Raw genomic sequence first — 23,993 nt, 5'->3', positions numbered from 1 at the left:
TATAGGCATGAAATGTTCAGCTACTATAGTCGTTTCCCCGCGTTTTGCTCCTAAGAAAATAGACAGATCCAACGAAGAAGGGAAGACTTAAAAAATGGCTTATCAGTTTAAATTACCGGATATCGGTGAAGGGATTGCCGAAGGCGAAATCGTTAAATGGTTTGTAAAACCTGGCGATACAATCAACGAAGACGATACGTTATTAGAAGTACAAAATGACAAATCAGTGGAAGAAATTCCATCACCAGTAACAGGTACTGTAAAAAATATCGTTGTACCAGAAGGAACAGTTGCAAACGTTGGTGACGTGTTAATCGAAATCGACGCACCTGGTCACGAAGATAACGATGCAGCACCAGCAGCCCCTGCACAAGAACAAACACCAGCACAACCTGCTGCTGTACCAACAACCGAAGCAGCTGGCGGATTTTTCCAATTCAAATTACCAGATATCGGTGAAGGAATTGCCGAAGGCGAAATCGTTAAATGGTTCGTTAAAGCTGGCGACACAATTAATGAAGATGATTCATTATTAGAAGTACAAAATGACAAATCAGTAGAAGAAATTCCATCACCAGTAACAGGTACTGTAAAAAATATCGTTGTACCAGAAGGAACAGTTGCCAATGTGGGTGACGTGTTAGTTGAAATTGACGCACCTGGTCATAATTCAGCAGCACCGGCAGCCGCAGCACCAGCTACTGACGCTCCTAAAGCGGAAGCATCAGCTCCAGCCGCTTCAACAGGCGTAGTTGCAGCCGCTGATCCAAACAAACGCGTTTTAGCAATGCCATCTGTTCGTCAGTATGCGCGTGAAAAAGACGTTGATATTACACAAGTAACTGCAACTGGTAAAGGTGGCCGTGTCATTAAAGCGGATATTGATGCCTTTGTCTCTGGTGGTTCTCAAGCAGCACCAGCTACTGAAGCTGCTGCAACAGAAGCAGCACCTAAAGCGGAAGCCGCTGCACCTAAAGCAGCGCCAAAAGCCTTTACTTCTGATTTAGGCGAAATGGAAACACGTGAAAAAATGACACCAACACGTAAAGCAATTGCTAAAGCAATGGTTAACAGCAAACACACTGCTCCTCACGTAACATTACATGATGAAGTAGAAGTTTCTAAATTATGGGATCACCGTAAGAAATTTAAAGATGTTGCTGCTGCAAATGGTACAAAATTAACATTCTTACCATACGTTGTAAAAGCATTGACTTCAACTGTTCAAAAATTCCCAATCTTGAATGCATCAATTGATGACGCAGCACAAGAAATTGTTTACAAAAATTACTTTAACATTGGTATCGCTACTGATACAGATCATGGCTTATATGTACCAAATGTTAAAAATGCTAATACGAAGAGCATGTTTGCTATCGCTGATGAAATCAACGAAAAAGCAGCATTGGCTATCGAAGGTAAATTAACTGCACAAGATATGCGTGATGGTACAATCACAATTAGTAACATTGGTTCAGTCGGTGGCGGCTGGTTTACACCAGTAATCAACTACCCTGAAGTTGCTATTTTAGGCGTTGGTACAATTGCACAAGAACCAGTTGTTAATGCAGACGGCGAAATCGTTGTGGGACGCATGATGAAATTATCATTAAGCTTTGACCACCGTATCGTTGACGGCGCAACTGCTCAAAAAGCAATGAACAACATTAAACGCTTATTAGCTGATCCAGAATTACTATTAATGGAAGGATGATTAACAAATGGTAGTAGGAGATTTCGCCATTGAACTAGATACAGTCGTAATCGGAGCTGGACCTGGAGGATACGTTGCTGCAATTCGTGCCGCAGAAATGGGTCAAAAAGTTGCGATTATCGAACGTGAATACATCGGAGGCGTTTGTTTAAACGTTGGATGTATTCCTTCAAAAGCTTTAATTGCTGCTGGACATCATTACCAAGAAGCACAAGATTCTTCAACTTTTGGTGTAACAGCTAAAGGAGTCGAATTAGACTTTGCAAAAACACAAGACTGGAAAGATAACACAGTTGTTAAATCATTAACAGGCGGCGTTGGCATGTTATTGAAAAAACACAAAGTAGAAATTATTGAAGGCGAAGCATTCTTCGTTGACGAAAATACATTGCGTGTTATTCACCCAGACTCAGCACAAACTTACTCATTCAATAATGCTATTGTAGCAACAGGTTCTCGTCCAATTGAAATCCCAGGATTCAAATTTGGCGGACGCGTGTTAGATTCTACAGGCGGTTTAAATTTAAAAGAAGTTCCTAAAAAATTCGTTATTATCGGTGGCGGTGTCATCGGTGCTGAATTAGGTGGCGCTTATGCTAACTTAGGTTCAGAAGTAACAATTTTAGAAGGTAGCCCATCAATTTTACCAACTTATGAAAAAGATATGGTTAAAGTTGTCACAGACGACTTCAAGAAGAAAAACGTAACAATCGTGACTTCTGCAATGGCTAAAGAAGCTGTTGACAATGGCGATAGCGTCACTGTTAAATATGAAGTTAACGGAAAAGAAGAAAGTGTTGAAGCAGATTACGTAATGGTTACTGTTGGACGTCGTCCAAACACAGACGACTTAGGCTTAGAACAAGCGGGCGTTGAAATTGGCGAACGTGGTTTAATCCCAGTTGATAACCAAGGACGTACTAACGTGAAAAACATCTTCGCAATCGGCGACATCGTACCAGGTGCTGCGTTAGCGCATAAAGCAAGCTACGAAGCAAAAATTGCTGCTGAAGCAATTGCTGGTAAGAAAGTTGCAGTTGATTACAAAGCAATGCCAGCTGTTGCCTTTACTGATCCAGAATTGGCAAGCGTTGGTATGACTGTTGCAGAAGCAAAAGAAGCGGGAATCGAAGCAAAAGGTTACAAATTCCCATTTGCTGGTAACGGCCGTGCAATCTCTTTAGATAAAACTGAAGGATTTATGCGTTTAGTTACAACTGTAGAAGACAATGTCATCATCGGTGCACAAATTGCCGGTGTCGGTGCAAGTGACATGATTTCTGAATTAGCTTTAGCTATTGAGTCTGGCATGAATGCAGAAGACATTGCTTTAACAATCCACCCACACCCATCATTGGGCGAAATTACTATGGATACAGCTGAATTGGCTTTAGGTTTACCAATTCATATTTAATAGTATCACTTTGTCGCACGACAGATATAATGCGTCTTTTGCACTTGTTGCATTAGCCACATCAAGAGCAAAAGGTGTAAAAAAACAACGACTCCTAAAAGTCGTTGTTTTTTTATGCTCTGTTCTTTCTTTTACGGTATTTAAGGGGTGTTTCACCCGTTTCTTGTTTAAAGATACGGACAAAATAGCTATCTTCAACAAACCCTAAATCTTCACTGATTTGGGCAATTGTTTTATCTGTCTCCAAAAGAAGTTGTTTAGCCCATGTGATTTTTAATTGTCGATAAAATTGACTAAAGGGAATACCAAACTCCTCTTTTAATAAACGACTTAAATACGTCGGTGTCAAATGAACAAGATCTGCCAGTTCTTGTAAATTTAAACGCAGCGATTGGTTTTCCCAAAGGGCATCTAAAACCGGTTGTAATTGCTTATTTTTAGTTTGATAGGCACTTGAAGGAGTTAATTGAGCAGTTAATAAAGTTTGTTGAATATCTTTTTGGATCATATTCAATGGCTCCAGCTCTTCTTTTCGCGAACTAATCTGTAAGGATTGTTTGTACGTATTGATTAAATAATCTTTTTTGATGGCTTCAGAAATAATATATTGGCTTAGATCAGCGATTAATGTCGCGCTCTTTTCTAAGTCTGCTAGTTCTAAAACAGGGTATTGTTGATACAGCTCTTGGTGTGTTACTAAAAATTCTTGAATGAAGGCATCATTCATGGTTAAAACCTGTTCTAACTCTTCTTGGTGATCTTCGAGCAAAACTTCACCAGCCATAATGGCTCCTACATACTGGTTATCAACAATAATGGGGATGGCCATATCAACGATGTTAAAGTGACAACGGTAGATAAAAGGCTGACCAGTGCGAACAGCTTCCAAGCCACCACGAGCATCACATTTTTCACAAAGTTTCGAGAGCTCAGGGGAGTGGCGTACCAGTTGGCAAAAGGGTTGAACTTGACTATGTTTCGTCACAGGTCGACCTTTATAATCGACTAAAATAATGGCTAAGCGAGTGCTTAAGGCCAATGATTCTTGCAATTTTTCCCACTTTTCTAAATCTAAAATATTTTTTAATTCTACAGTCATAAGGCAATCCTTCAATCTAAAGTTTAAAAATCATAATATTTTATTATTTCACAAAATAATTCTATCATTTTTTGCAAGAAAACGATACCAAAAGTTCAATGCTTTTTGGATGAAAGCGTTTTATACTATGTATGTAAACAAAATATAGGAGGCTATCAACATGAGAAAAGCATTGATTTTACCAACGAAATATGTTCAAGGGGAAGATGAATTACTAAACTTAGGTTACTTCGTTTCAACTTTTGGAAAAAAAGCGTTACTAATTGCAAATCCTGCTGACGTTGATCGTGTACGCCCACAATTGGAAGAAACAGCGAAAAAGTTTGACATTACCTTCGTAGAGGGTGGCTTTAGTGGAGAAGTAACGCGTGAAGAAACAAAGCGCTTGCAAAACGTTGGACAAAAAGAACAAGCAGACTGTATCATTGGTTTAGGTGGCGGTAAAGCAATCGATGCTTCAAAAGTCGTAGCAGAAGGTGAAAACTTAATTATTGTACCAACGATTGCGGCTCAAGATGCACCAACTTCGCATTCAGCTGTACTATATCATGAAGATGGCTCATTTGATGATTATGTTTACTTTAAACAAAGTCCAAGCGTCGTGATGGTTGATACAAAAGTGGTTGCCAAAGCGCCAACTAGATTTTTAGTTGCTGGAATGGGGGATGCCTTATCCACATATTTTGAAGCACGCGCAACACACAATTCATATTCTCGGGTTAATGCTAGTTTGCCAATGGGTTCAAGAGAAGGCTTAACGCCTGCTGCTAGCGGCACATATGCAGCTTTGGCTATGGCAAAACTTTGCTGGGAAAACCTACAGGAAGATGGGTTAAAAGCGAAATTAGCTTGTGATGCAAATGTGGTTACTGAATCATTGAATAAGATCATTGAAACAAATATCTTACTTTCAGGCTTAGGTTTTGAAAGTGGCGGTTTAGCTGCAGCGCATGCGATTCATAACGGTATGACAGTCTTACCTGGTGCGCACAGTTATTTACATGGTGAAAAAGTAGCCTTTGCAACGATTGCACAACTTGTATTAGAAGATGCAGCAAAAGACGAATTAGAAGCTGTTTTAGACTTTAGCGCTTCTGTAGGTTTACCATTAACGCTTTCAGACATTGGTGTCGATGAAATCACTTATGAAGAAGCGTTGGAAGTAGCCAAAATTGCTTGCATTCCAGAAGAATCAATTCATTCAATGCCATTCCCAATTGTCGTTGAAGAAGTAGCGAATGCAATCATTGTTGCAGATAAAGTCGGACAAGAATATAAAACAAAACATAAATTAGATTAAGGAAGTGTCCACATGAAAGCAGATATTTTACTCGTTTCACATAGCAAAATGATTACAGATGGTATTAAAGAGATGATTGAACAGATGAATGCCAGTGAAGAAATTACGATTCATTCACTTGGTGGCACATCAGATGGTTCATTAGGTTCAGATCCAATGAAAATCATTGACACGATTAACGAAGCGGACTCTGACCGAGAATTTTTAATTTTTGCCGATTTAGGCAGTGCCGTTTTAAGTTCAGAATTAGCTTTTGATATGCTAGAAGAAGACCAACAGAAACATTATCATTTAGTCGATGCACCATTGGTTGAAGGTGCCTTTGCGGCAGCAATTACTGCAGGTGTCTCAGATGATTTGACGCAAATTTTAGCAGAAGCTCAAAATGCTGGTAAGAAAGGGTGGAACTAAATGAAAAAAATTATTAATGAACCTGGTAAAATTGTCGAAGAAATGCTCCAAGGAATTGTGAAAAGCTATGGAAACCTTGTTCATCAAGTCGAAGATTCTCGCGTGATTGCTCGCAACGACTCAAACAAACAAGTTGGGTTAGTATCTGGTGGCGGAAGTGGTCATGAGCCTGCACATGCTGGGTTTGTTGGTGATGGAATGTTAAATGCCGCAGTTTTAGGTGATGTCTTTACTTCACCAACACCAGATCAAATTTTAACAGGAATCCAAGCGGCAGACCAAGGGGCCGGTGTTCTGTTAATCGTAAAAAATTATACAGGCGATATTTTGAACTTTGAAATGGCCAAAGATATGGCTGATATGGAAGACATTCATGTAGAAATGGTCGTTGTCGATGACGATATTGCAGTCGAAGATAGCACCTATACCGCTGGAAAACGAGGCGTTGCCGGGACTGTTCTTGTCCATAAGATTTTAGGACATCATGCCCGCCAAGGTGCTTCTTTAGAAGAGCTCGTTTCTTTAGGAGAAAAGATTGTAGCAGCCACGAAAACAATTGGAGTGGCTTTAAAAGCAGCCACTGTGCCTGAAGTTGGCAAACCAGGTTTTACTTTACCAGAAGATGAAATTGAATTTGGCGTAGGGATTCACGGAGAACCAGGCTATCGTCGTGAAAAAATCCAACCATCGAAAGAGTTAGCGAAAGAATTAGTTGAAAAAACATTAAGTAGCTATGAACAACAACCACAAACAGTTGGTATACTTGTCAATGGCATGGGCGGCACGCCATTAATGGAACAATTTGTATTTATGAACGACGTGCTAACATTATTAGAAGATAAAGGTGTTCAAGTGACCTTCCATAAAGTGGGTAACTATATGACGTCTATTGACATGCAAGGATTATCTTTAACGATGATTGACTTGGCGACAAAAGACTGGCAAACAGCGCTAGAAAGCAATGTAACAACAATTTCTTGGTAAGGGTGATAAAAGATGGAATTAACAGTAAAAGACATTCAAACATGGTTAGACAACTATTCAAAAGTTATTGAAGAAAAAAAAGACTATTTAAGTGAATTAGACACGCCGATTGGTGATGGGGATCACGGTAACAACATGGCTCGTGGTATGGCTGAATACAAAATTGCGTTTGACAAAAAAGTACCAACCACAATCACGGAGACATTTAAAGTCCTATCCATGGCTTTGATTTCAAAAGTTGGCGGAGCTTCTGGTCCTTTATATGGTACTGCGTTTATGAATATGACTAAAGCGACAAAAGATTTGGAAATCATCAGTTCGCCAGAGCAATTAAAAGAAATTGTTCAGCAAGGTCTAGCTGGGATTCAGATGCGTGGCAAAGCTGAACCAGGAGATAAAACGATGGTTGATGTCTGGACACCTGTTGCTGAAGTAATTGGAACAGAACAATTTAATGAAGAAAAAATTGAACAATTTGCTGAAGCAACAAAAGATTGGGTGGCGAAAAAAGGACGTGCCTCTTATTTAGGGGAACGAGCAATTGGTCATATTGATCCAGGCGCAGCATCTAGTGCATTATTATTTGAAGAACTAGTCAAAGTAATCAATCAATAACAGTGAGAAAAAAGTTTAGCAAGTGCCTCTCTTGAAGCGCTTGCTAAATTTTTTTATAAATAATGGTTTCTTTTGTTCATCTATGGGATAATTTAAGTAACAAAAAATAACAAAGATAAACAAATGGGGGATTTAAAGATGAAAAAGCATGTGATTGTGGGATGTTTATTAATCGTTAGCTCAATGTTTGTAAGTGCTTGTGGAAGTTCGTCAGACGTGACCACGGAAAAAACCAGTGTCACAAAACAAGTCGAAGCTACGGGACAAAGCACATCCTCTTCCGTAGACCAAACCAAGTATGATGCCATTATTACAGAAGCTAAAAAGTTAACGGCAGAGGGGCAATATAAAGAATCAGAAGAAAAATTAGCTACGATTCCTGTTAGCGATTTAGGGAAACCTCATTATTCAATCGTTAAAGAAACGGTTGAGAAACTAAATAATCAAAATAATGAAGGCTTAAAAAGACAAGAAGAAGTCGCGGTTGAAAAGCAAACGAAGTCGAGTCCGGCACCAACGGAATCACTTAAACCAATTCCAGATGAATTTGCTAAATGGGCAACCACGTATCTTTTTTATTATCCACGAGGAGATCAAAAGCAAGCGGGTTTAATCATTGAAGCGAATGGAGCGGTCACGCAGACGAATACGAATGGCGAAATTTACACAGGAAAAGCCGAAATAAGTGGAGCTTCGGGCACTATTTTAAGTTATGATACGACTAATTATCGCCCGACGATCCAACCAGCTACAAAATCGATTACTCCAAATGTTAAAATCACTGTTACTTGGAACAATGGCGGCGGTGTTGATGTTTATTATGGCTACGTTTCTTATTCACAACGTTTAGCTTTGACAGATGGTATCGCCGTGACAGACGGGGTCAAAGAAGTTTGGCTTTCATAAAAAGAGCTAGACATTCAAGTTTTTGCTTGAATGTCTAGCTCTTTTGTTGATTGAATCGGGGGATTTAAATACTTAGTTTCGATAAGAACGAACGGTATTATTAATAGCAGAAATACTATATTTTAATTCATCTTCTAACGTTTGATCAATGTCTGTGTCTAAAGTTTCTGCAAACATGGCTTCATATTCAGCGATAGAAAGTTCTGTCCGATTATCCAGCAGTGCTAAATGAGTTTCTTTTTGTAAATGATTTTGATAACCAGCTACTAATTCACCAGTGAAAAATTCAGCGACAGCACCAGAACCATAACTGAATAACCCAATTTGATTGCCTGCGGTTAAAGTCGTTGCATTTTCTAAAAGGGAAATGAGTCCCAGATAAAGTGAACCCGTATACAAGTTTCCTACGCGACGACTATAGATGATACTTTCTTCATAACGAGCTAAAATTCGTTCCTGTTCTGCTTCAGTTTGGTCAGAGATTTTTGCTAATAAGGCTTTTTTGCCCATTTTTGTGTAAGGAATATGGAACGCTAAAGCATCATAATCTGCAAAATCAAGACCGGTCCGTTTTTTATGTTCATCCCAGACTTGGGCAAAAGATTGGATGTAGGTTTCGTTTGACAAAGGACCATCGACCATAGGATACGGATGGCCTGTTGGACGCCAAAAGTCATAGATATCTTGCGTCAGCATCACATTATCCTCTTTTAAAGCCAAGATGCGCGGTTCACTAGCAACTAACATTGCAACCGCCCCAGCTCCTTGTGTAGGCTCACCGCCAGAATTTAAGCCATATTTTGCAATATCTGCCGCGACAACCAAGACTTTTTTATCTGGATGTAAGGCGACGTGATTCTTAGCTAACTGTAAGCCTGCTGTTGCTCCGTAACAAGCTTCCTTGATTTCGAAAGAGCGAGCGAAAGGTTGAATCCCCATTAAACGATGTAAGACAACTGCGGCCGCTTTTGACTCATCGATACTGGACTCAGTCCCGACAATCACCATATCAATGGCCTCTTTATCTTCTTTGGTCAAGATGGCTTCTGCGGCATTGGCTGCAAATGTCACAATATCTTGGCTGATTGGGTTCACCGCCATTTGGTCTTGCCCAATACCAATATGAAATTTCCCAGGGTCTACATTTCTGGCTTCAGCCAGTGCCGTCATATCAATATAATAAGGGGGCACAAAAAAACTAATTTTATCAATCCCAATTGTCATTTCTTTAACTCCTTTACGATAAATAGATTCATTATATAAAATAGCACGAAATGAACCAAAATGGGGAATTTTTGTATTAACTTCATAGATTATTAAAAAATATCTTATAAGTCTGTTAACATTCAGTAATTGGCACTTGTGATTCTGGGATTTTATGATATATTTCAAGATGGAGGTGCATTTAGTTGAAAACAGTAGTTATTATTGATGCATTACGAACACCAATTGGAAAATATAAAGGCAGCTTAAGTCAAGTAAGTGCCGTAGACTTAGGAACACATGTTACAACACAACTTTTAAAAAGACATTCCACTATTTCTGAAGAAATTGATCAAGTAATCTTTGGAAATGTTTTACAAGCTGGAAATGGGCAAAATCCCGCACGACAAATAGCAATAAACAGCGGTTTGTCTCATGAAATTCCCGCAATGACGGTTAATGAGGTCTGCGGATCAGGAATGAAGGCCGTTATTTTGGCGAAACAATTGATTCAATTAGGGGAAGCGGAAGTTTTAATTGCTGGCGGGATTGAGAATATGTCCCAAGCACCTAAATTACAACGATTTAATTACGAAACAGAAAGCTACGATGCGCCTTTTTCTAGTATGATGTACGATGGGTTAACGGATGCCTTTAGTGGTCAAGCAATGGGTTTAACTGCTGAAAATGTGGCCGAAAAGTATCATGTAACCAGAGAAGAGCAAGATCAATTTTCTGTACATTCACAATTAAAAGCAGCTCAAGCACAAGCAGAAGGGATATTCGCTGACGAAATAGCCCCCTTAGAAGTGTCAGGAACGCTTGTGGAGAAAGATGAAGGGATTCGCCCTAATTCGAGCGTTGAGAAGCTAGGAACGCTTAAAACTGTTTTTAAAGAAGACGGTACTGTGACAGCAGGGAATGCATCAACCATTAATGATGGGGCTTCTGCTTTGATTATTGCTTCACAAGAATATGCCGAAGCAAACGGTCTTCCTTATTTAGCTATTATTCGAGACAGTGTGGAAGTCGGTATTGATCCAGCCTATATGGGAATTTCGCCGATTAAAGCCATTCAAAAACTGTTAGTACGGAATCAACTTACTACGGAAGAAATTGATCTGTATGAAATCAACGAAGCATTTGCAGCAACTTCAATCGTGGTCCAAAGAGAACTGGCTTTACCAGAGGAAAAGGTTAACATTTATGGTGGTGGTATTTCATTAGGTCATGCGATTGGTGCCACAGGTGCTCGTTTATTAACGAGTTTAAGTTATCAATTAAATCAAAAAGAAAAGAAATATGGCGTGGCTTCTTTATGTATCGGCGGTGGCTTAGGACTCGCTATGCTACTAGAGAGACCTCAGCAAAAAAAAAACAGCCGATTTTATCAAATGAGTCCTGAGGAACGCCTAGCTTCTCTTCTTAATGAAGGCCGGATTTCTGCTGATACAAAAAAAGAATTTGAAAATACGGCTTTATCTTCGCAGATTGCCAATCATATGATTGAAAATCAAATCAGTGAAACAGAAGTGCCGATGGGCGTTGGCTTACATTTAACAGTGGACGAAACTGATTATTTGGTACCAATGGCGACAGAAGAGCCCTCAGTGATTGCGGCTTTGAGTAATGGTGCAAAAATAGCACAAGGATTTAAAACAGTGAGTCAACAACGCTTAATGCGTGGACAAATCGTTTTTTACGATGTTGCAGACCCCGAGTCGTTGATTGATAAACTACAAGTAAGAGAAGCGGAAATTTTTCAACAAGCAGAGTTAAGTTATCCATCTATCGTTAAACGCGGCGGCGGCTTAAGAGATTTGCAATATCGTGCTTTTGATGAATCGTTTGTATCTGTCGACTTTTTAGTAGATGTTAAGGATGCAATGGGGGCAAATATCGTTAACGCTATGTTGGAAGGTGTGGCCGAGTTGTTCCGTGAATGGTTTGCGGAGCAAAAGATTTTATTCAGTATTTTAAGTAATTATGCCACGGAGTCGGTTGTTACGATGAAAACGGCTATTCCAGTTTCACGTTTAAGTAAGGGGAGCAATGGCCGGGAAATTGCTGAAAAAATTGTTTTAGCTTCACGCTATGCTTCATTAGATCCTTATCGGGCAGTCACGCATAACAAAGGAATCATGAATGGCATTGAAGCTGTAGTTTTAGCTACAGGAAATGATACACGCGCTGTTAGCGCTTCTTGTCATGCTTTTGCGGTGAAGGAAGGTCGCTACCAAGGCTTGACTAGTTGGACGCTGGATGGCGAACAACTAATTGGTGAAATTTCAGTTCCGCTTGCTTTAGCCACGGTTGGCGGTGCCACAAAAGTCTTACCTAAATCTCAAGCAGCCGCTGATTTGTTAGCAGTGACGGATGCAAAAGAACTAAGTCGAGTAGTAGCGGCTGTTGGTTTGGCACAAAATTTAGCGGCGTTACGGGCCTTAGTCTCTGAAGGAATTCAAAAAGGACACATGGCTCTACAAGCACGTTCTTTAGCGATGACGGTCGGAGCTACTGGTAAAGAAGTTGAGGCAGTCGCTCAACAATTAAAACGTCAAAAAACGATGAACCAAGACCGAGCCTTGGCTATTTTAAATGATTTAAGAAAACAATAAAAAAATAGTTCAGCAGAAATTATTCTGCTGAACTATTTTTTTTCACATTAGGTAGCCGTTTCAGGCCACGAATTGGTTTTACTTTTAAGACATCTAAGAAGAAAGTGAACACAGGGATTCCTACAATAAGTCCCCATACACCAAAGAGACGCTCACTAACTAATAAAATGACAAACGTATAAAAGATTGGTAACTCTGTTTTACTAGACATGAATTTAGGATTTAGCACGTAAGATTCAAATAAATGGACGATTGTAATTAAAGCTAAGATATAAATCACATCGTTCAAGCCACCTTGGGAATAAGCGATGAAACTTAGCGGAATGCAGGAAATAATCACACCAGCAACTGGGACTAAGCTCAAAATGAAGATCATAATGGCTAAACTAGGTAACTGAGTAAAGCCGATTATCGCCAAGGCCAAGGTAGTAATGACTGTATTCACCACAGCAATGAAAAACTGAGCTTCCATTACGACACCAAATGTGTTGACGAACTTGTTGGCAAAATAATAGATATCCTGAAAAAACCAATCAAAATCACTTTTTAAAAATAACTTAGAAAAATCAGCCATTTGCTTCTTCTCAATCATAAAGAAGAAACTTAAAATAAAGGACATGACAAATGATAAGCCGACAGCGCCAATATCTTGAATGTAGCGTAAAATCATTGAAGCGCCATTCTGGAGTTGAGAGAGTAAGTTAGATTTTTCCAAGTATTGATCAATAAATTGCAATACTTGATTTGTATCTGTATGTGGACTTTGATAAAAATCAACTACAGAATTAATCATTTGAGTCGTTTGGTTAACTAGAACGGGAACATATTTAGTAATCGCTAAATAGATTAGAAAAACAACCAATGCATAGGTTAAGAGAACGATGACAATCGTCGGGATTTTCATATAGCGTTGAACAAAATGGACCAAACGAACAGCTAAATAGGTAAAGATAAATGTTAAAAGAATTGTTGTAATCATACTTCTGGATAAATAAAGCACAAAAATAATCAAAGCAAGGACGCAAAAACGTCGCAAACGTTCATTTTGAATAAATTTTTGATACAAACTCATAGGGGAAACTCCTTCTTTACTGAATAATCAATCCTGTTAAGAATAACATAACCATACCGATGGCAGCTAGGCCGCAAACAATAATATGGCGGCGTTTGTACATCACTACAATGGCGATGAACTCTCGAATAAACGCATTAGGTAAAAAATAAAAAGCGGTTTTTGCACCAATGCCATCAGCTTTTAAGCCAGCCATTCGAGCGAAAAGACCCGCTCGGAAAAGGTGATAATTGTTTGTAGTAAAAATGGCTTGGAAATTAGCATTTCCAAAATCCTCAATCATTGTTTCTTTGGAAAAACGCATATTTTCTAGTGTGTTTTTTGAATGAGCTTCTACTAAAATATCATCATCAGGAATACCTTGTGTTAAAGCATACATTTTCATCGCGACACTTTCAGGAAGTAATTCATCGGGACCTTGGCCACCAGACATGACGATTTTTGGCGGATTTAACGTTGCGCGATTTTGAGCCTTGTAAAATTGAATGGCTTTGTTGATGCGGGCTTGCAATAATGGCGGCACAATCTCACCATTGATTAACCCCGAACCTAACACAACAATATAATCCTGTGTATATTTTGGCTGATTAAATTGATACAACGTAGAAACAGTTAAAAAATTATAAAAAACAAATGCGAAATAAGTCAAAATAAATGGCGCAATAGTTAATGGTAAGGAGAGCCACGTTGGTAACAACGATTGAAAAAAGAAATTATAAATTAATAGTAATGTTAAGCCAATTGCCAGCAACAACGTTAACAAGTTCCCTAGAGACCGACCTTCTTTTCTCATAACAACGACCGCATTCCAATAGAGGAAAATAATTAAGGCATAGAGTCCTAAAGCCAAAGCGATAAAAATTGCCAGCAGGGCAATAATTGCTAAGGTGATTAGAAAGTAGTTGTTTGTACGAATCGCAGTAATCCCTAAATAAGTCGCTAGAACCACAAGAAAAATATTAAATAATGTTCCATTCAGTAAACGCCTTTTTTCTTTGAAGTAGAAGAGCGCAAACAAGCCAAAAAAAGCAATGGGAATTAAAAAGAAGGCTGTGCCACGAATGATTTCTAAATATAAAACATATGAGAAGAACATAAAGACGGTCCAGCCAAACATCCACGGCAACCAATCGTGTTCTTTTTTCTTTTTCCGCCACGAGGGAATGAAAAAGAGACCCAATAAATAAACACCTAAAAAGGTTAAATCACCATAAAATTGCATAAATAAACTCCTTTAAAACATTTTTCCTCTTCAGTATAACGAAAACTCTTCAAAAAAAATAGAGGAAGCACTTAGTTTCAGAAAGTTTTCTTGTTCTTTTTTTTATAAAAAAAACCTGACGATTAACGTCAGGTTTTTGAGTCAGTATTGTTTAATTAAGCTTTAGTAACGTTAGTTGCTTGAGGGCCACGTTGACCTTCTTCGATTTCGAAAGTTACTGCTTGACCTTCTTCTAAAGTTTTGAAGCCGTCACCTTGGATAGCTGAGAAATGTACGAATACATCGTTTCCGTTTTCTGCAGTGATGAAGCCAAAGCCTTTGTCTGAGTTAAACCATTTTACTGTACCTGTTTCCATAATAAATATCCTCCTAGATGTGTGTTATAACACATTCATATTTTGCAATTACTTGAAAGGTGAAAAATGTGGAAGATGTTTATTTGAAACAGCTACCCATATTACCGAACAAAAACTACATCTATTACTATAGCATACTAACTGGTTTTTGTATAGCGATAACCTTATTTTCTTTTTTATCGGATGTTTTTTAAAAACTAGAAAGTGAAGATAAGGCTGTTATAGTGCTGTTTCAATAAGACTCAGAAAAAAAGCCCATTGTAAGGCGCTTTCTTACAATGGGCTTTTTGCCTGTTTTTAATAACGGAGGATAGCCGCTAAAGATTTTTCATCTGGTGCAGCTTTTTGGTCTAAAACAAAAACTTGACCGCCGTTTTGAATGACTTGGTAAGCAATGGTGTTTAAAAGTTTGCGACGATCATACTCTTCAGATGACATTTCATTGTTTTCAGTAACAAAGAGTGACGTTGCAATAAAAAGATGGGAAATTTTGCCGTCAGCTGCCGCTGGCGAAATATCTGTAAATTGATCTAAGAATTTACGATCTAGTAATTTGTTATAAGAAGCTGTTTCTTTTTCTGTTAACTCTGCAGCTATTTTTTCACTAGCGCTGCGGATATCTTGAATGGTTGCTTGTGCAGGTGAAGCAGCAACTGAAATTGAGCAATCATAATAAGGGTTTTTAGCAATCTTTTTAAAGAGTGTTTGGTTTTCTGGTAAAGCATAAAGATAAAGCGGTAATTTTTCAGGATTATCCAGTTGATCTTTTAAGAAAGTATCGACTGCTTGATAGTAGTTCACCCAATCAATTTCAACTTCTTTATCTTTAGTATTGATGCTATGATAAGCGACACCTTCTTTAGAACCGTTAGAACTACCTTGAGTTGAAAAGTTTAAATTACCCCCCGTTAATTCATCACCTAAAGCTGTGACCACGTCTGTTGGTGCATCTTTAGGCAATTCAACAGGAGTCACAGTCGTATGATCGACCTTGTAAAGTTTCATTGAATCGCGATTTAGAGCAAGTAGGTAATAATGGTAGTTAAATTGTTTGTCTTTGACTAGTCCAAGTAAATAAGGAATCGTGTCCACGTAATATTGATCGTCAACGGGCACATCTAATCGTTGAACAAAGGTGTTCTCTGGAGATAAGATGATTGAAACACTTGCTGTGCCGTTGCGCCAGAAGGAAGCATCAGCTAGAAGTGCGTCAATTTTTTCTTGAAAAACAGCCCATTTTTCCTCAGGAAATTTTTTTTCAAAGCGTGTTTTTGCCGCTTTTGCAAAATTTTTCAAAACAAGCGAATCTTTTTCTACGTTTTGATGAGCGACATGGGTGTTAAACAAGAAGGTAACAAACGGTCCATGAACTTCTTCAGAAAATAATGTTGATAAGCTATCTTTTTTTTGATTTGCCATAATAAAATCCCCCTTCTAAAAATAAGTGTAGCACAGGAAATCGAATGTTTAAAACAATATGTTCAATAAAAGAAAACGCTTTAAAGAATCTAAATAAAGGACTGTTAATGGTGCTCTAATAAAAGTTTTATAAAAAATATAGCTGAAACTCATGATAAAAAAGGCACAAACCACTATACTTACGTTATGCCAATTATCCCGAATTGGTTTTTTCATACTTACTCCTACCAAGAGTAAATAACAACCTTCATTTCCACCACAGACGACGGTCGTGGTGGTTTTTTTGTTTAGGTTCTAGTTTTTGCTATCAATTGACTAGGAGAAGTGAACGTTCTTTAAGAATTTGTCATTTCAAATTTACGGAACCGCAAGAAACGATTTGCTTCTTCCTCTAACTGAGTAATTTCTTCTTCTGTTAACTCTTCCGTAGTAATGTGAATATGTAACTCTTTTTGTGTGCTTGTCATAGGTACCTGATGATTAATCTCTGTTTGTTGGGTGCGGCCCATTAAATAGTCCAAGGAAACAGAAAAATAGTCTGCTATTTTTAAAAGATTCTCTACTTTAGGCGAAGAGGTATCCCAACGACGAATTTGTCCATTGGAAATGCCGACGTTTCTTTCTAATTGGGCGAGGGTTAATTGCTTTGACTGAGCTAGTTGTTTAATGCGAGAAATTAAGGTCATTTCAAGTCCTCCTTGCGTTTTCCGTTTGCTAATTTTAAATTAGCGTAAAAGCGAATGGTTGTCAATTGCGAGCGTGTAATAAGAAGGTGAACATCTCATGAGTGATTTTTTAGAAAATTTCCGATGAAAAAAAGAAGAAATAGAGTTATTATTAGTAAGTAAACTGTTTTGGAGCGAGAGGGGATGAATCAATGGAGAAAATTAAAAGTTACCAAGAGGATTCTGAAGTGCAGAAAAATCGTTGGTGGATCTTAGTTTCTGTGGCTATGTTTACCTTCATGTCTACATTAGATTCCAGCATTGTAAATATTGCTTTACCGACTATTTCAAAAGAAATGTCCGTACCCATGAATCAAGCGGAATGGGTCGTATCTATTTATTTAATGGTTGTCTGTGCTTGTTTATTATTATTTGGAAAAATTGGCGACAGTTTTGGAAAAATAAAAGTTTATCGAATTGGCACGGTTATTTTTACGATTGGTTCGTTACTTTGTGGCTTTAATCAATCGCTGAGCTTTCTATTATTTGCGCGAGTCGTTCAAAGTATTGGTGCTAGCATGACCATGGCGACCAATTCAGGAATTATTACGGAAGTATTCCCTTTAAATGAAAGAGGGCGGGCGCTTGGTGCAGTAGGTGCCTTTGTATCTTTAGGCGCGATTGCTGGTCCTGGGATTGGTGGATTGATCTTATCAAACTTTTCTTGGTCGTATATTTTTTGGATTAATGTTCCCGTGGGGCTAATTACAATTTTAATTGGCGAAAAGTTTCTACCAAAAGATATTACAAAAACAAAAGAAAAAATCGATTTTCCAGGATTTGCTTGTATTGCCATTGCGATTATGACGTTCTTCGGCGGGATTTTCCTCGGACAAGAGAGCGGGTTTGGCTCGTTACAATCCTATTTATTGTTCATTATTGCAGTAATCGCATTAGGATTATTTATAATGGTTGAACGAAAAAGAAAAAGCCCACTTATTAAGTTCGCAATTTTTAAAAACAAAATTTTTACTTTAAGTTTATTGTCTGCCGTTTTAATTTTTGCCTCAAACTTTTTTGTAAATGTTGTCATTCCATTTTATTTGCAGGATGCACGCAAACTAAGTGCTAGTTATGCTGGTCTATTAATGATGGTATTTCCGTTATTGATGGTGGTTGGGGCTCCTCTGAGTGGCTATTTGACGGATAAGATTGGCCCAGGTATTTTAACGTTTGGCGGATTGTTGCTTTTGTGCTGTACGTCGTTAATGTATATGTTTTTAGATATGAATTCCCCCATCTGGTATTATGTGATTGCAACAGCCATTATGGGCTTGGGAAATGCACTTTTCCAGTCTCCAAACAATACAATGGTTATGAGCAGTGTTGAAAAGCAAGATTTAGGTGTAGCAGGAAGTATGAATTCTTTTGCTAGAAACTTAGGAATGGTCATTGGGATTGCGTTGTCAACGACCATTTTATATCGTGGCATGAGCGAAGCCTATGGTGAACGAGTAACCACGTATCTGGCTAATCGCCCAGATATATTTATTGTGGGAATGCGTGAAACCTTTTTTGTCGCCTTTCTATTATGTGTGGCGGCCTTTATATTAACGATTTTACGTTTTCGGAAAACAACCAAATAAGTAAAAAGAAACAGACGAGAAAGATTCATGATTTTTCTCGTCTGTTTCTTTACTAGCTAAGAAAATAAGCAAATGCGATTGTATATTTCTAATTCTCTGTTACAATAAAGAAAGTAAACTGTACTAAACTGTACTACTTTTAAGAATGAATTTGACGATTAATTATCATAAGATTGTGTAGAAAATACCTTAGGAGGAATACAAATGGAACTGATAGGACATGGACATTCATGTATTGAAATTCGTCTAAACGACGGCACGAACCTTTTATTTGATCCTTTTATTAATGGAAACCCTTTAACGGACGTTTCACTTGCAGACTTACACCCTGATTACATCTTAATCACTCACGGACACAGCGATCATATTGGCGATATGCTAGCAATTGCTCAAGCCAACAAGGCAACAATTATTGCGATAGCTGAAGTGGCTACGTATGCGCAGTCGCAAGGGGTAAAAGCGCATGGAATGAATCTAGGTGGGCGTTATGTCTTTCCTTTTGGTTCGGTTAAATTTGTGCCAGCTTTGCATAGTTCCGGTTATGAAATAGACGGCGTAATGACCTACATGGGCGAAGCAAGTGGGGTTATTTTAGAAGCAGAAGATAAAAAAATTTATCACGCGGGTGATACGGCGTTGTTTTCAGATATGCGCCTTTTTGCAAAAGACAAATCCATTGATGTAGCGTTCTTACCAATTGGCGATAATTATACGATGGGGCCAGAGGATGCGCTAGAAGCAGTCTCTTACTTAAATCCCGAAATAACCATTCCAATTCATTACAATACCTTTCCTGTTATCCAACAAAATCCAGCAATATTCGTAGAGCAAGTAGTTGGCGGGAAAGTATTAAACCCAGGAGAGACGATCCTAGTTTAGGAGGAAATTATGGCGACGAAACATGATCAAATTTTAAAACATATTGAAGAATTACCGATTGGCGATCGAATCTCTGTTCGAAGCATTGCCAAAAGTTTAAGTGTTAGTGAAGGAACAGCGTATCGGGCCATCAAAGATGCAGAAAATATTGGGCTTGTTTCCACCATTCAACGTGTTGGTACGATACGAATTGAGCGGAAGTTAAAAAAACATATTGAAAAATTAACATTTGGTGAAGTGGTCCGGATTATTGAAGGGGATGTGTTAGGCGGTAGCTCTGGTCTAGACAAAGTCCTTAATAAATTTGTAATTGGTGCGATGACAGAAACCGCGATGACGCGATATATTACTCCCGGATCCTTAATGATTGTTGGTAACCGCCAAGGCGTGCAAAAGCTTGCTTTAGAAAATGGGGCAGCCGTTTTAATTACAGGTGGATTTGAAACATCTGAAGAGATTGCGCAGTTAGCAGATCGTCTGGGTATGCCTGTCTTGAGAACCACATATGATACATTTACTGTGGCTACTATGATTAACCGTGCTTTAAGTGATCAGCTGATTAAAAAAGACATTTTACTCGTCAGTGATATTTATACAGCGCTTGAAAAAACCAATTATTTGTTGACAACTCAAACGATTGCAGATTATCAGGCATTATCTGAAAGTACCCATCATTCTCGTTTCCCAGTAGTAAATAAGAAATTACGTTTAGTGGGGATTGTCACAGCCAAAGATGTCATTGGTAAAAGTGAACATTTAACCGTGGATAAAGTCATGACCAAGGATCCCAATGTTGTGAAAAAGATGATGAGTGTAGCGAGTGTCAGTCATCAAATGATTTGGGATGGTCTAGAAGTCATGCCGGTGGTGGAAGATGATTTAGCGCTTGTTGGAATTGTTTCTCGCCAAGATGTGATGAAAGCCATGCAATTGGTGCAACGACAACCACAAATTGCAGATACAATTTCAGATCAAATTTCCGGGGAAGTGATGCCTGTTGAAGAAAATGGCAAAGAAACAACCCGTTTTCGTTTTTCGGTTGCGCCCCAAATGGTTAACAGTGTTGGTACCATCTCGTTCGGTGTCCTAAGTGAAATTATTTCTAATGTGACACAACGAACAATGTTGATGAATCAAAAAAGAAATGTACTAATTGAACAAGTGAATCTACATTATTTGCGGCTAATCCAGTTGGAAAGTGAATTGGACATTCGTCCACGGATTTTAGAAATTGGTCGTCGCTCTGCAAAATTAGATATTGAAGTTTATTTAGAAAATGTCATTGTGGCAAAAGCAATTGTTGTTTGCCAAGTGATGGAGAGAACGTAGGAGGCTACAAAGAATGGACGTAGTAAAAGAAATTATGGCAGCAATTAAACAATATGAAACAATTATTATTCATAGACATCAAAGGCCCGACCCAGATGCGATTGGCTCACAGGTTGGGTTAGCAGAACTCTTAAGAGCGAGCTTTCCTGAAAAAAATATTTATCAGGTAGGCGGACCAGTGGAAGGTTTAGAGTTTTTAGCTGAAATGGATGTTATTACTGACGATGTCTATCGAGGTGCATTAGTCATTGTAACAGATACTGCAAATGCTCCACGAATTAGTGATGCGCGTTTTTCTTTAGGCGATCAATTAATTAAAATCGATCATCATCCGAATGATGAACCTTATGGAGATTTAGTTTGGGTGAATACAAATGCAAGTAGTTGTAGTGAAATTATTGTTGATTTTTGGCAACAGCATTTAGCAGAATTAACGATGACAGATAATGCAGCTCGTTTATTGTATGCTGGGATTGTGGGGGATACAGGGCGTTTTCTTTATCCTTCCACTTCGGCGCATACACTCGCTGTCGCTGCGCAATTGCGTACGTTTAACTTTAATGCCGCAGACTTAAATCGTGAGTTAGACCAAATGCCTTTAAAGGTTGCTAAATTAGCGGGTTATATTTATCAAAATTTAGAAATCGACGCAAATGGCGCTGCTCGTGTCGTTTTACCACAAAGTATTTTAAACAGTTATGATATTGTCGATTCTGAAACGGCAGCCATTGTTTCAATGCCAGGAAAAATTGAAGATGTTCTCTCATGGGCAATCTTTGTTGAACAGCCGGAAGGTTATTATCGCGTTCGGTTACGTTCCAAAGGCCCAATCATTAATACAATTGCTAAAAAACATCATGGCGGCGGCCATCCTTTGGCAAGTGGCGCTAATGCCCGTGATGCAGCTGAAATTGAAGTGATTTACCAAGAAATTCAGGCAGCTTGCCAAGAGTGGGCTCAAAAATAAATAAGTAATTAGAAAGTAGTTATCGGTTGTTGATAAATCATTAGGACTACTTTTCATTCACTAGAAAATAAGGTAAAATGAAAAAGAATTATTTTTTACAAAGGAGAACGTTAATGACAGAGCAATTACCAAACTGCCCTGAATGTGGGTCGGCATATGCCTATGAAGATCGCGGATTATTTATTTGTCCAGAATGCGGTCATGAATGGTCACCAACAGAAGAAGTTGCAGAAGAAGGCTTAGTAGTCAAGGACTCAAATGGCAATCTTTTAGCGGATGGTGACAGTGTTACTGTAATCAAAGATTTGAAAGTTAAAGGTGCCAGTGGCGCAATTAAACAAGGCACAAAAGTGAAAAACATTCGTTTAGTGGAAGGCGATCATAACATCGACTGTAAGGTAGATGGTTTTGGTCCAATGAAGTTAAAATCAGAGTTTGTTAAGAAAAATTAAATTTCATTTGAATGATGAGACAGTAAGAGTCTAGGACACAACCATCGTCCTAGACTCTTACTAATGTTTATCGGTCTTGTATTTTATCATTGTACGAAGGCCGTGCCAAGCGTTGTAAAGTGTGAGGATTAACCCGATACCTAAAGGAATCCATAACCATTGCGGAGAATAAGCGGCATCTTTTAACGTTTCAGGGTTGATGGTCCATGATTCTTGCAATACTTGGAAACTAAAAATCATGAGAAATGTTGAAATAAGTAACAAAATAAACCGTAAATAATGAATCGTTGTTTGACGGTGAATCAGTGCAAAGAGTAAGTAGAGCACAAGTAAAAATAGCGGCACTCCAAACGCAAAATATGGCTGTAACATGAGAACGTCCTCCTTTTTCTTAATGATACTGCAAAGAAGAGGATTTGCAAAATAAAATTTATTGTTGGTACATTTTTCTAGAAACAAGTATAGTGTTATTGAGGCATTCATACTTGAAATTGTTTATCTTGGAGGAATTTTTATGGCAGTATATAGCGAACCAATTAAATGGGCAATCATTATTTTCCCGTTTCTAGCATTTTTTATTTCTGGGGCATTATTAATCTATGAATACCGCAAATATGGTTCCTTTGTTTGGACACGAGCAATGATTTTGTATTCATTTGTTTTTTATTTATTATGTGCCTATTTCTTGGTGATTTTACCGTTGCCATCTCGGGCAGAAGTGGCTCAATACACAGGACCAACAATGGAACTGCGGCCTTTTCATTTTATTTCAGGGATTTTAAACGAAACTGTTTTTTCGCTCAAAGATCCTAGTACGTATTTGCCAGCATTAAAACAGCATGCCGTTTTAGAACCACTGTTTAATGTTTTATTAGTTTTACCTTTTGGTGTGTATTTACGGTATTATTTCAAATGTTCATTTTTAAAAACAGTTCTTGCAAGTTTTTTATTGTCATTATTTTTTGAATTAACACAGTTATCTGGCCTTTATTTTATTTATCCACGTTCGTATCGCCTGGCGGATGTCAATGATTTAATTAATAATACCGTCGGAGGCATGGTCGGTTATTGGTTGACGCCACTCTTTACCTTTTTATTGCCAACAAGAGAAGAAATTGATGCCACCTCTTATGAAAAAGGGCAGACAGTTAGCCTGTTAAGACGTTTCTTTGCATGGGGGATTGATTGGTTGGTGATTGGCTTTGTGCAAGGCCTGCTCGTTTTTGGACTAAATTTCATTCCAGCTTATAAAAATTTGGCAACCAATTATCCGTTTTTTTCAGATCGGATGTGGTTCTTTATCATGGTGTTTGCGGTCTTTATCGTCATGATGAAACTGACAAATGGTCAAACGTTAGGGAAAAAAGTTGTGCGCATTCGGGTGGTTGAAACAGGACATGAAAAAATTCGTTTAAAAGCTTTGTTTGTTCGCTACGGTTATTTGTATTTTGTATATGGCTTAATTAGTATTTATCTAGCTAATGCCGCTGATTTATTGAATTCTTCTAATCGGATGTTGCAAATGGTGTCATTGCTTCTGTATTTGTTCTGTTTAATTTTATATTTACTATTTTTGATCAACGTTTTGTTAACCTTGATTCGTAAAAAACGGCGTTTGTTTTATGAAAAAGCCAGCCATACTTATACAGTCAGTACATTAGAAGTTGCGAAAACAAAGGAATCAGCAGGTGAGTAAAAGTTGTTTTTGTGTTATAATGCCAA

22 protein-coding genes are annotated in these 23,993 nt (G+C 38.2%); 14 read left to right on the top strand and 8 right to left on the bottom strand.

The genetic code is table 11. The features are described from left to right. The first annotated feature begins 94 nt into the window (after positions 1 to 94). Together HMPREF2810_RS05140 and lpdA are read left to right on the top strand one after the other, a co-directional pair. On the top strand, positions 95 to 1,714 hold the full coding sequence (locus HMPREF2810_RS05140; RefSeq protein WP_002357766.1) for a dihydrolipoyllysine-residue acetyltransferase: 1,620 nt from the start codon (positions 95 to 97) through the stop codon (positions 1,712 to 1,714). Between the two features lie 7 nt (positions 1,715 to 1,721). Further along, positions 1,722 to 3,128 (top strand): dihydrolipoyl dehydrogenase, encoded by a 1,407-nt coding sequence (gene lpdA / locus HMPREF2810_RS05135; RefSeq protein WP_010715146.1) that lies wholly within the window; start codon positions 1,722 to 1,724, stop codon positions 3,126 to 3,128. A gap of 112 nt (positions 3,129 to 3,240) precedes the next feature. On the opposite strand, the gene HMPREF2810_RS05130 is transcribed toward lpdA, so the two are convergent. Beyond that, complete coding sequence (locus HMPREF2810_RS05130) at positions 3,241 to 4,227, bottom strand: PocR ligand-binding domain-containing protein (protein ID WP_010715147.1); 987 nt, start codon at positions 4,225 to 4,227, stop codon at positions 3,241 to 3,243. Between the two features lie 160 nt (positions 4,228 to 4,387). Between HMPREF2810_RS05130 and HMPREF2810_RS05125 the strand changes: the two genes are divergently transcribed. The 5 genes from HMPREF2810_RS05125 to HMPREF2810_RS05105 all read left to right on the top strand — a co-directional run bounded on the left by HMPREF2810_RS05125 (position 4,388) and on the right by HMPREF2810_RS05105 (position 8,443). Next, positions 4,388 to 5,527 (top strand): glycerol dehydrogenase, encoded by a 1,140-nt coding sequence (locus HMPREF2810_RS05125; RefSeq protein ID WP_070635591.1) that lies wholly within the window; start codon positions 4,388 to 4,390, stop codon positions 5,525 to 5,527. A 12-nt stretch (positions 5,528 to 5,539) separates the two neighbouring features. Next, positions 5,540 to 5,938: a dihydroxyacetone kinase phosphoryl donor subunit DhaM gene (gene dhaM / locus HMPREF2810_RS05120; protein WP_002357762.1), complete on the top strand. Its 399-nt coding sequence runs from the start codon at positions 5,540 to 5,542 to the stop codon at positions 5,936 to 5,938. Beyond that, positions 5,939 to 6,922 carry a dihydroxyacetone kinase subunit DhaK gene (gene dhaK, locus HMPREF2810_RS05115; protein WP_002366604.1) on the top strand — a complete coding sequence of 328 codons (984 nt, stop codon included), beginning with the start codon at positions 5,939 to 5,941 and terminating at the stop codon, positions 6,920 to 6,922. 12 nt (positions 6,923 to 6,934) lie between these two features. Next, positions 6,935 to 7,537 carry a dihydroxyacetone kinase subunit DhaL gene (dhaL, locus tag HMPREF2810_RS05110; protein ID WP_010715149.1) on the top strand — a complete coding sequence of 201 codons (603 nt, stop codon included), beginning with the start codon at positions 6,935 to 6,937 and terminating at the stop codon, positions 7,535 to 7,537. Between the two features lie 123 nt (positions 7,538 to 7,660). Next, complete coding sequence (locus HMPREF2810_RS05105; RefSeq protein ID WP_025192215.1) at positions 7,661 to 8,443, top strand: peptidylprolyl isomerase PrsA family protein; 783 nt, start codon at positions 7,661 to 7,663, stop codon at positions 8,441 to 8,443. Between the two features lie 72 nt (positions 8,444 to 8,515). On the opposite strand, the gene HMPREF2810_RS05100 is transcribed toward HMPREF2810_RS05105, so the two are convergent. Continuing rightward, entirely contained in the window at positions 8,516 to 9,667 is a 1,152-nt protein-coding gene (locus tag HMPREF2810_RS05100; protein WP_002357756.1) for a hydroxymethylglutaryl-CoA synthase, read from the bottom strand. 185 nt (positions 9,668 to 9,852) lie between these two features. Here HMPREF2810_RS05100 and HMPREF2810_RS15280 point away from each other — a divergent pair, with 185 nt between their 5' ends. Further along, positions 9,853 to 12,264, top strand: coding sequence for a hydroxymethylglutaryl-CoA reductase, degradative (locus HMPREF2810_RS15280; protein WP_010715151.1), 2,412 nt, complete (start codon positions 9,853 to 9,855; stop codon positions 12,262 to 12,264). 19 nt (positions 12,265 to 12,283) lie between these two features. On the opposite strand, the gene HMPREF2810_RS05085 is transcribed toward HMPREF2810_RS15280, so the two are convergent. From HMPREF2810_RS05085 to HMPREF2810_RS05065, 5 genes are all read right to left on the bottom strand, one after another. Next, positions 12,284 to 13,336 (bottom strand): AI-2E family transporter, encoded by a 1,053-nt coding sequence (locus HMPREF2810_RS05085; RefSeq protein WP_002357754.1) that lies wholly within the window; start codon positions 13,334 to 13,336, stop codon positions 12,284 to 12,286. 16 nt (positions 13,337 to 13,352) lie between these two features. Further along, positions 13,353 to 14,558 (bottom strand): YdcF family protein, encoded by a 1,206-nt coding sequence (locus HMPREF2810_RS05080; protein WP_002382277.1) that lies wholly within the window; start codon positions 14,556 to 14,558, stop codon positions 13,353 to 13,355. Positions 14,559 to 14,713: 155 nt separating this feature from the next. Beyond that, positions 14,714 to 14,914 carry a cold-shock protein gene (locus HMPREF2810_RS05075; RefSeq protein WP_002357750.1) on the bottom strand — a complete coding sequence of 67 codons (201 nt, stop codon included), beginning with the start codon at positions 14,912 to 14,914 and terminating at the stop codon, positions 14,714 to 14,716. A 297-nt stretch (positions 14,915 to 15,211) separates the two neighbouring features. After that, entirely contained in the window at positions 15,212 to 16,333 is a 1,122-nt protein-coding gene (locus tag HMPREF2810_RS05070; protein ID WP_002357749.1) for a baeRF6 domain-containing protein, read from the bottom strand. A 335-nt stretch (positions 16,334 to 16,668) separates the two neighbouring features. Then, on the bottom strand, positions 16,669 to 17,019 hold the full coding sequence (locus HMPREF2810_RS05065) for a helix-turn-helix domain-containing protein (RefSeq protein ID WP_010715152.1): 351 nt from the start codon (positions 17,017 to 17,019) through the stop codon (positions 16,669 to 16,671). Between the two features lie 191 nt (positions 17,020 to 17,210). On the opposite strand from HMPREF2810_RS05065, the gene HMPREF2810_RS05060 reads away from it, so the two are divergent. From HMPREF2810_RS05060 to HMPREF2810_RS05040, 5 genes are all read left to right on the top strand, one after another. Then, complete coding sequence (locus tag HMPREF2810_RS05060; protein WP_010715153.1) at positions 17,211 to 18,644, top strand: MFS transporter; 1,434 nt, start codon at positions 17,211 to 17,213, stop codon at positions 18,642 to 18,644. A 204-nt stretch (positions 18,645 to 18,848) separates the two neighbouring features. After that, a complete protein-coding gene (locus HMPREF2810_RS05055; RefSeq protein WP_010715154.1) occupies positions 18,849 to 19,523 on the top strand; it encodes a metal-dependent hydrolase in 675 nt (224 codons plus the stop codon). Between the two features lie 9 nt (positions 19,524 to 19,532). Then, positions 19,533 to 20,852, top strand: coding sequence for a DRTGG domain-containing protein (locus HMPREF2810_RS05050; RefSeq protein ID WP_002357743.1), 1,320 nt, complete (start codon positions 19,533 to 19,535; stop codon positions 20,850 to 20,852). Positions 20,853 to 20,865: 13 nt separating this feature from the next. Beyond that, positions 20,866 to 21,819, top strand: coding sequence for a DHH family phosphoesterase (locus HMPREF2810_RS05045; protein ID WP_002357742.1), 954 nt, complete (start codon positions 20,866 to 20,868; stop codon positions 21,817 to 21,819). A 113-nt stretch (positions 21,820 to 21,932) separates the two neighbouring features. Continuing rightward, complete coding sequence (locus HMPREF2810_RS05040; RefSeq protein ID WP_002357741.1) at positions 21,933 to 22,271, top strand: zinc ribbon domain-containing protein YjdM; 339 nt, start codon at positions 21,933 to 21,935, stop codon at positions 22,269 to 22,271. Positions 22,272 to 22,331: 60 nt separating this feature from the next. Here HMPREF2810_RS05040 and HMPREF2810_RS05035 read toward each other — a convergent pair whose 3' ends face one another. After that, complete coding sequence (locus HMPREF2810_RS05035; RefSeq protein WP_025192216.1) at positions 22,332 to 22,730, bottom strand: hypothetical protein; 399 nt, start codon at positions 22,728 to 22,730, stop codon at positions 22,332 to 22,334. Between the two features lie 55 nt (positions 22,731 to 22,785). Here HMPREF2810_RS05035 and HMPREF2810_RS05030 point away from each other — a divergent pair, with 55 nt between their 5' ends. Then, positions 22,786 to 23,967, top strand: a complete 1,182-nt coding sequence (locus tag HMPREF2810_RS05030) for a VanZ family protein (RefSeq protein WP_010715155.1) — start codon at positions 22,786 to 22,788, stop codon at positions 23,965 to 23,967. The last annotated feature ends 26 nt before the right edge of the window (positions 23,968 to 23,993 follow it).

This window comes from Enterococcus sp. HMSC078F03 (assembly GCF_001811595.1).
GTDB lineage: Bacteria > Bacillota > Bacilli > Lactobacillales > Enterococcaceae > Enterococcus > Enterococcus faecalis.
Note: the sequence above shows the minus strand (reverse complement) of the source record. Positions and strands in the feature narration are given on the sequence as shown.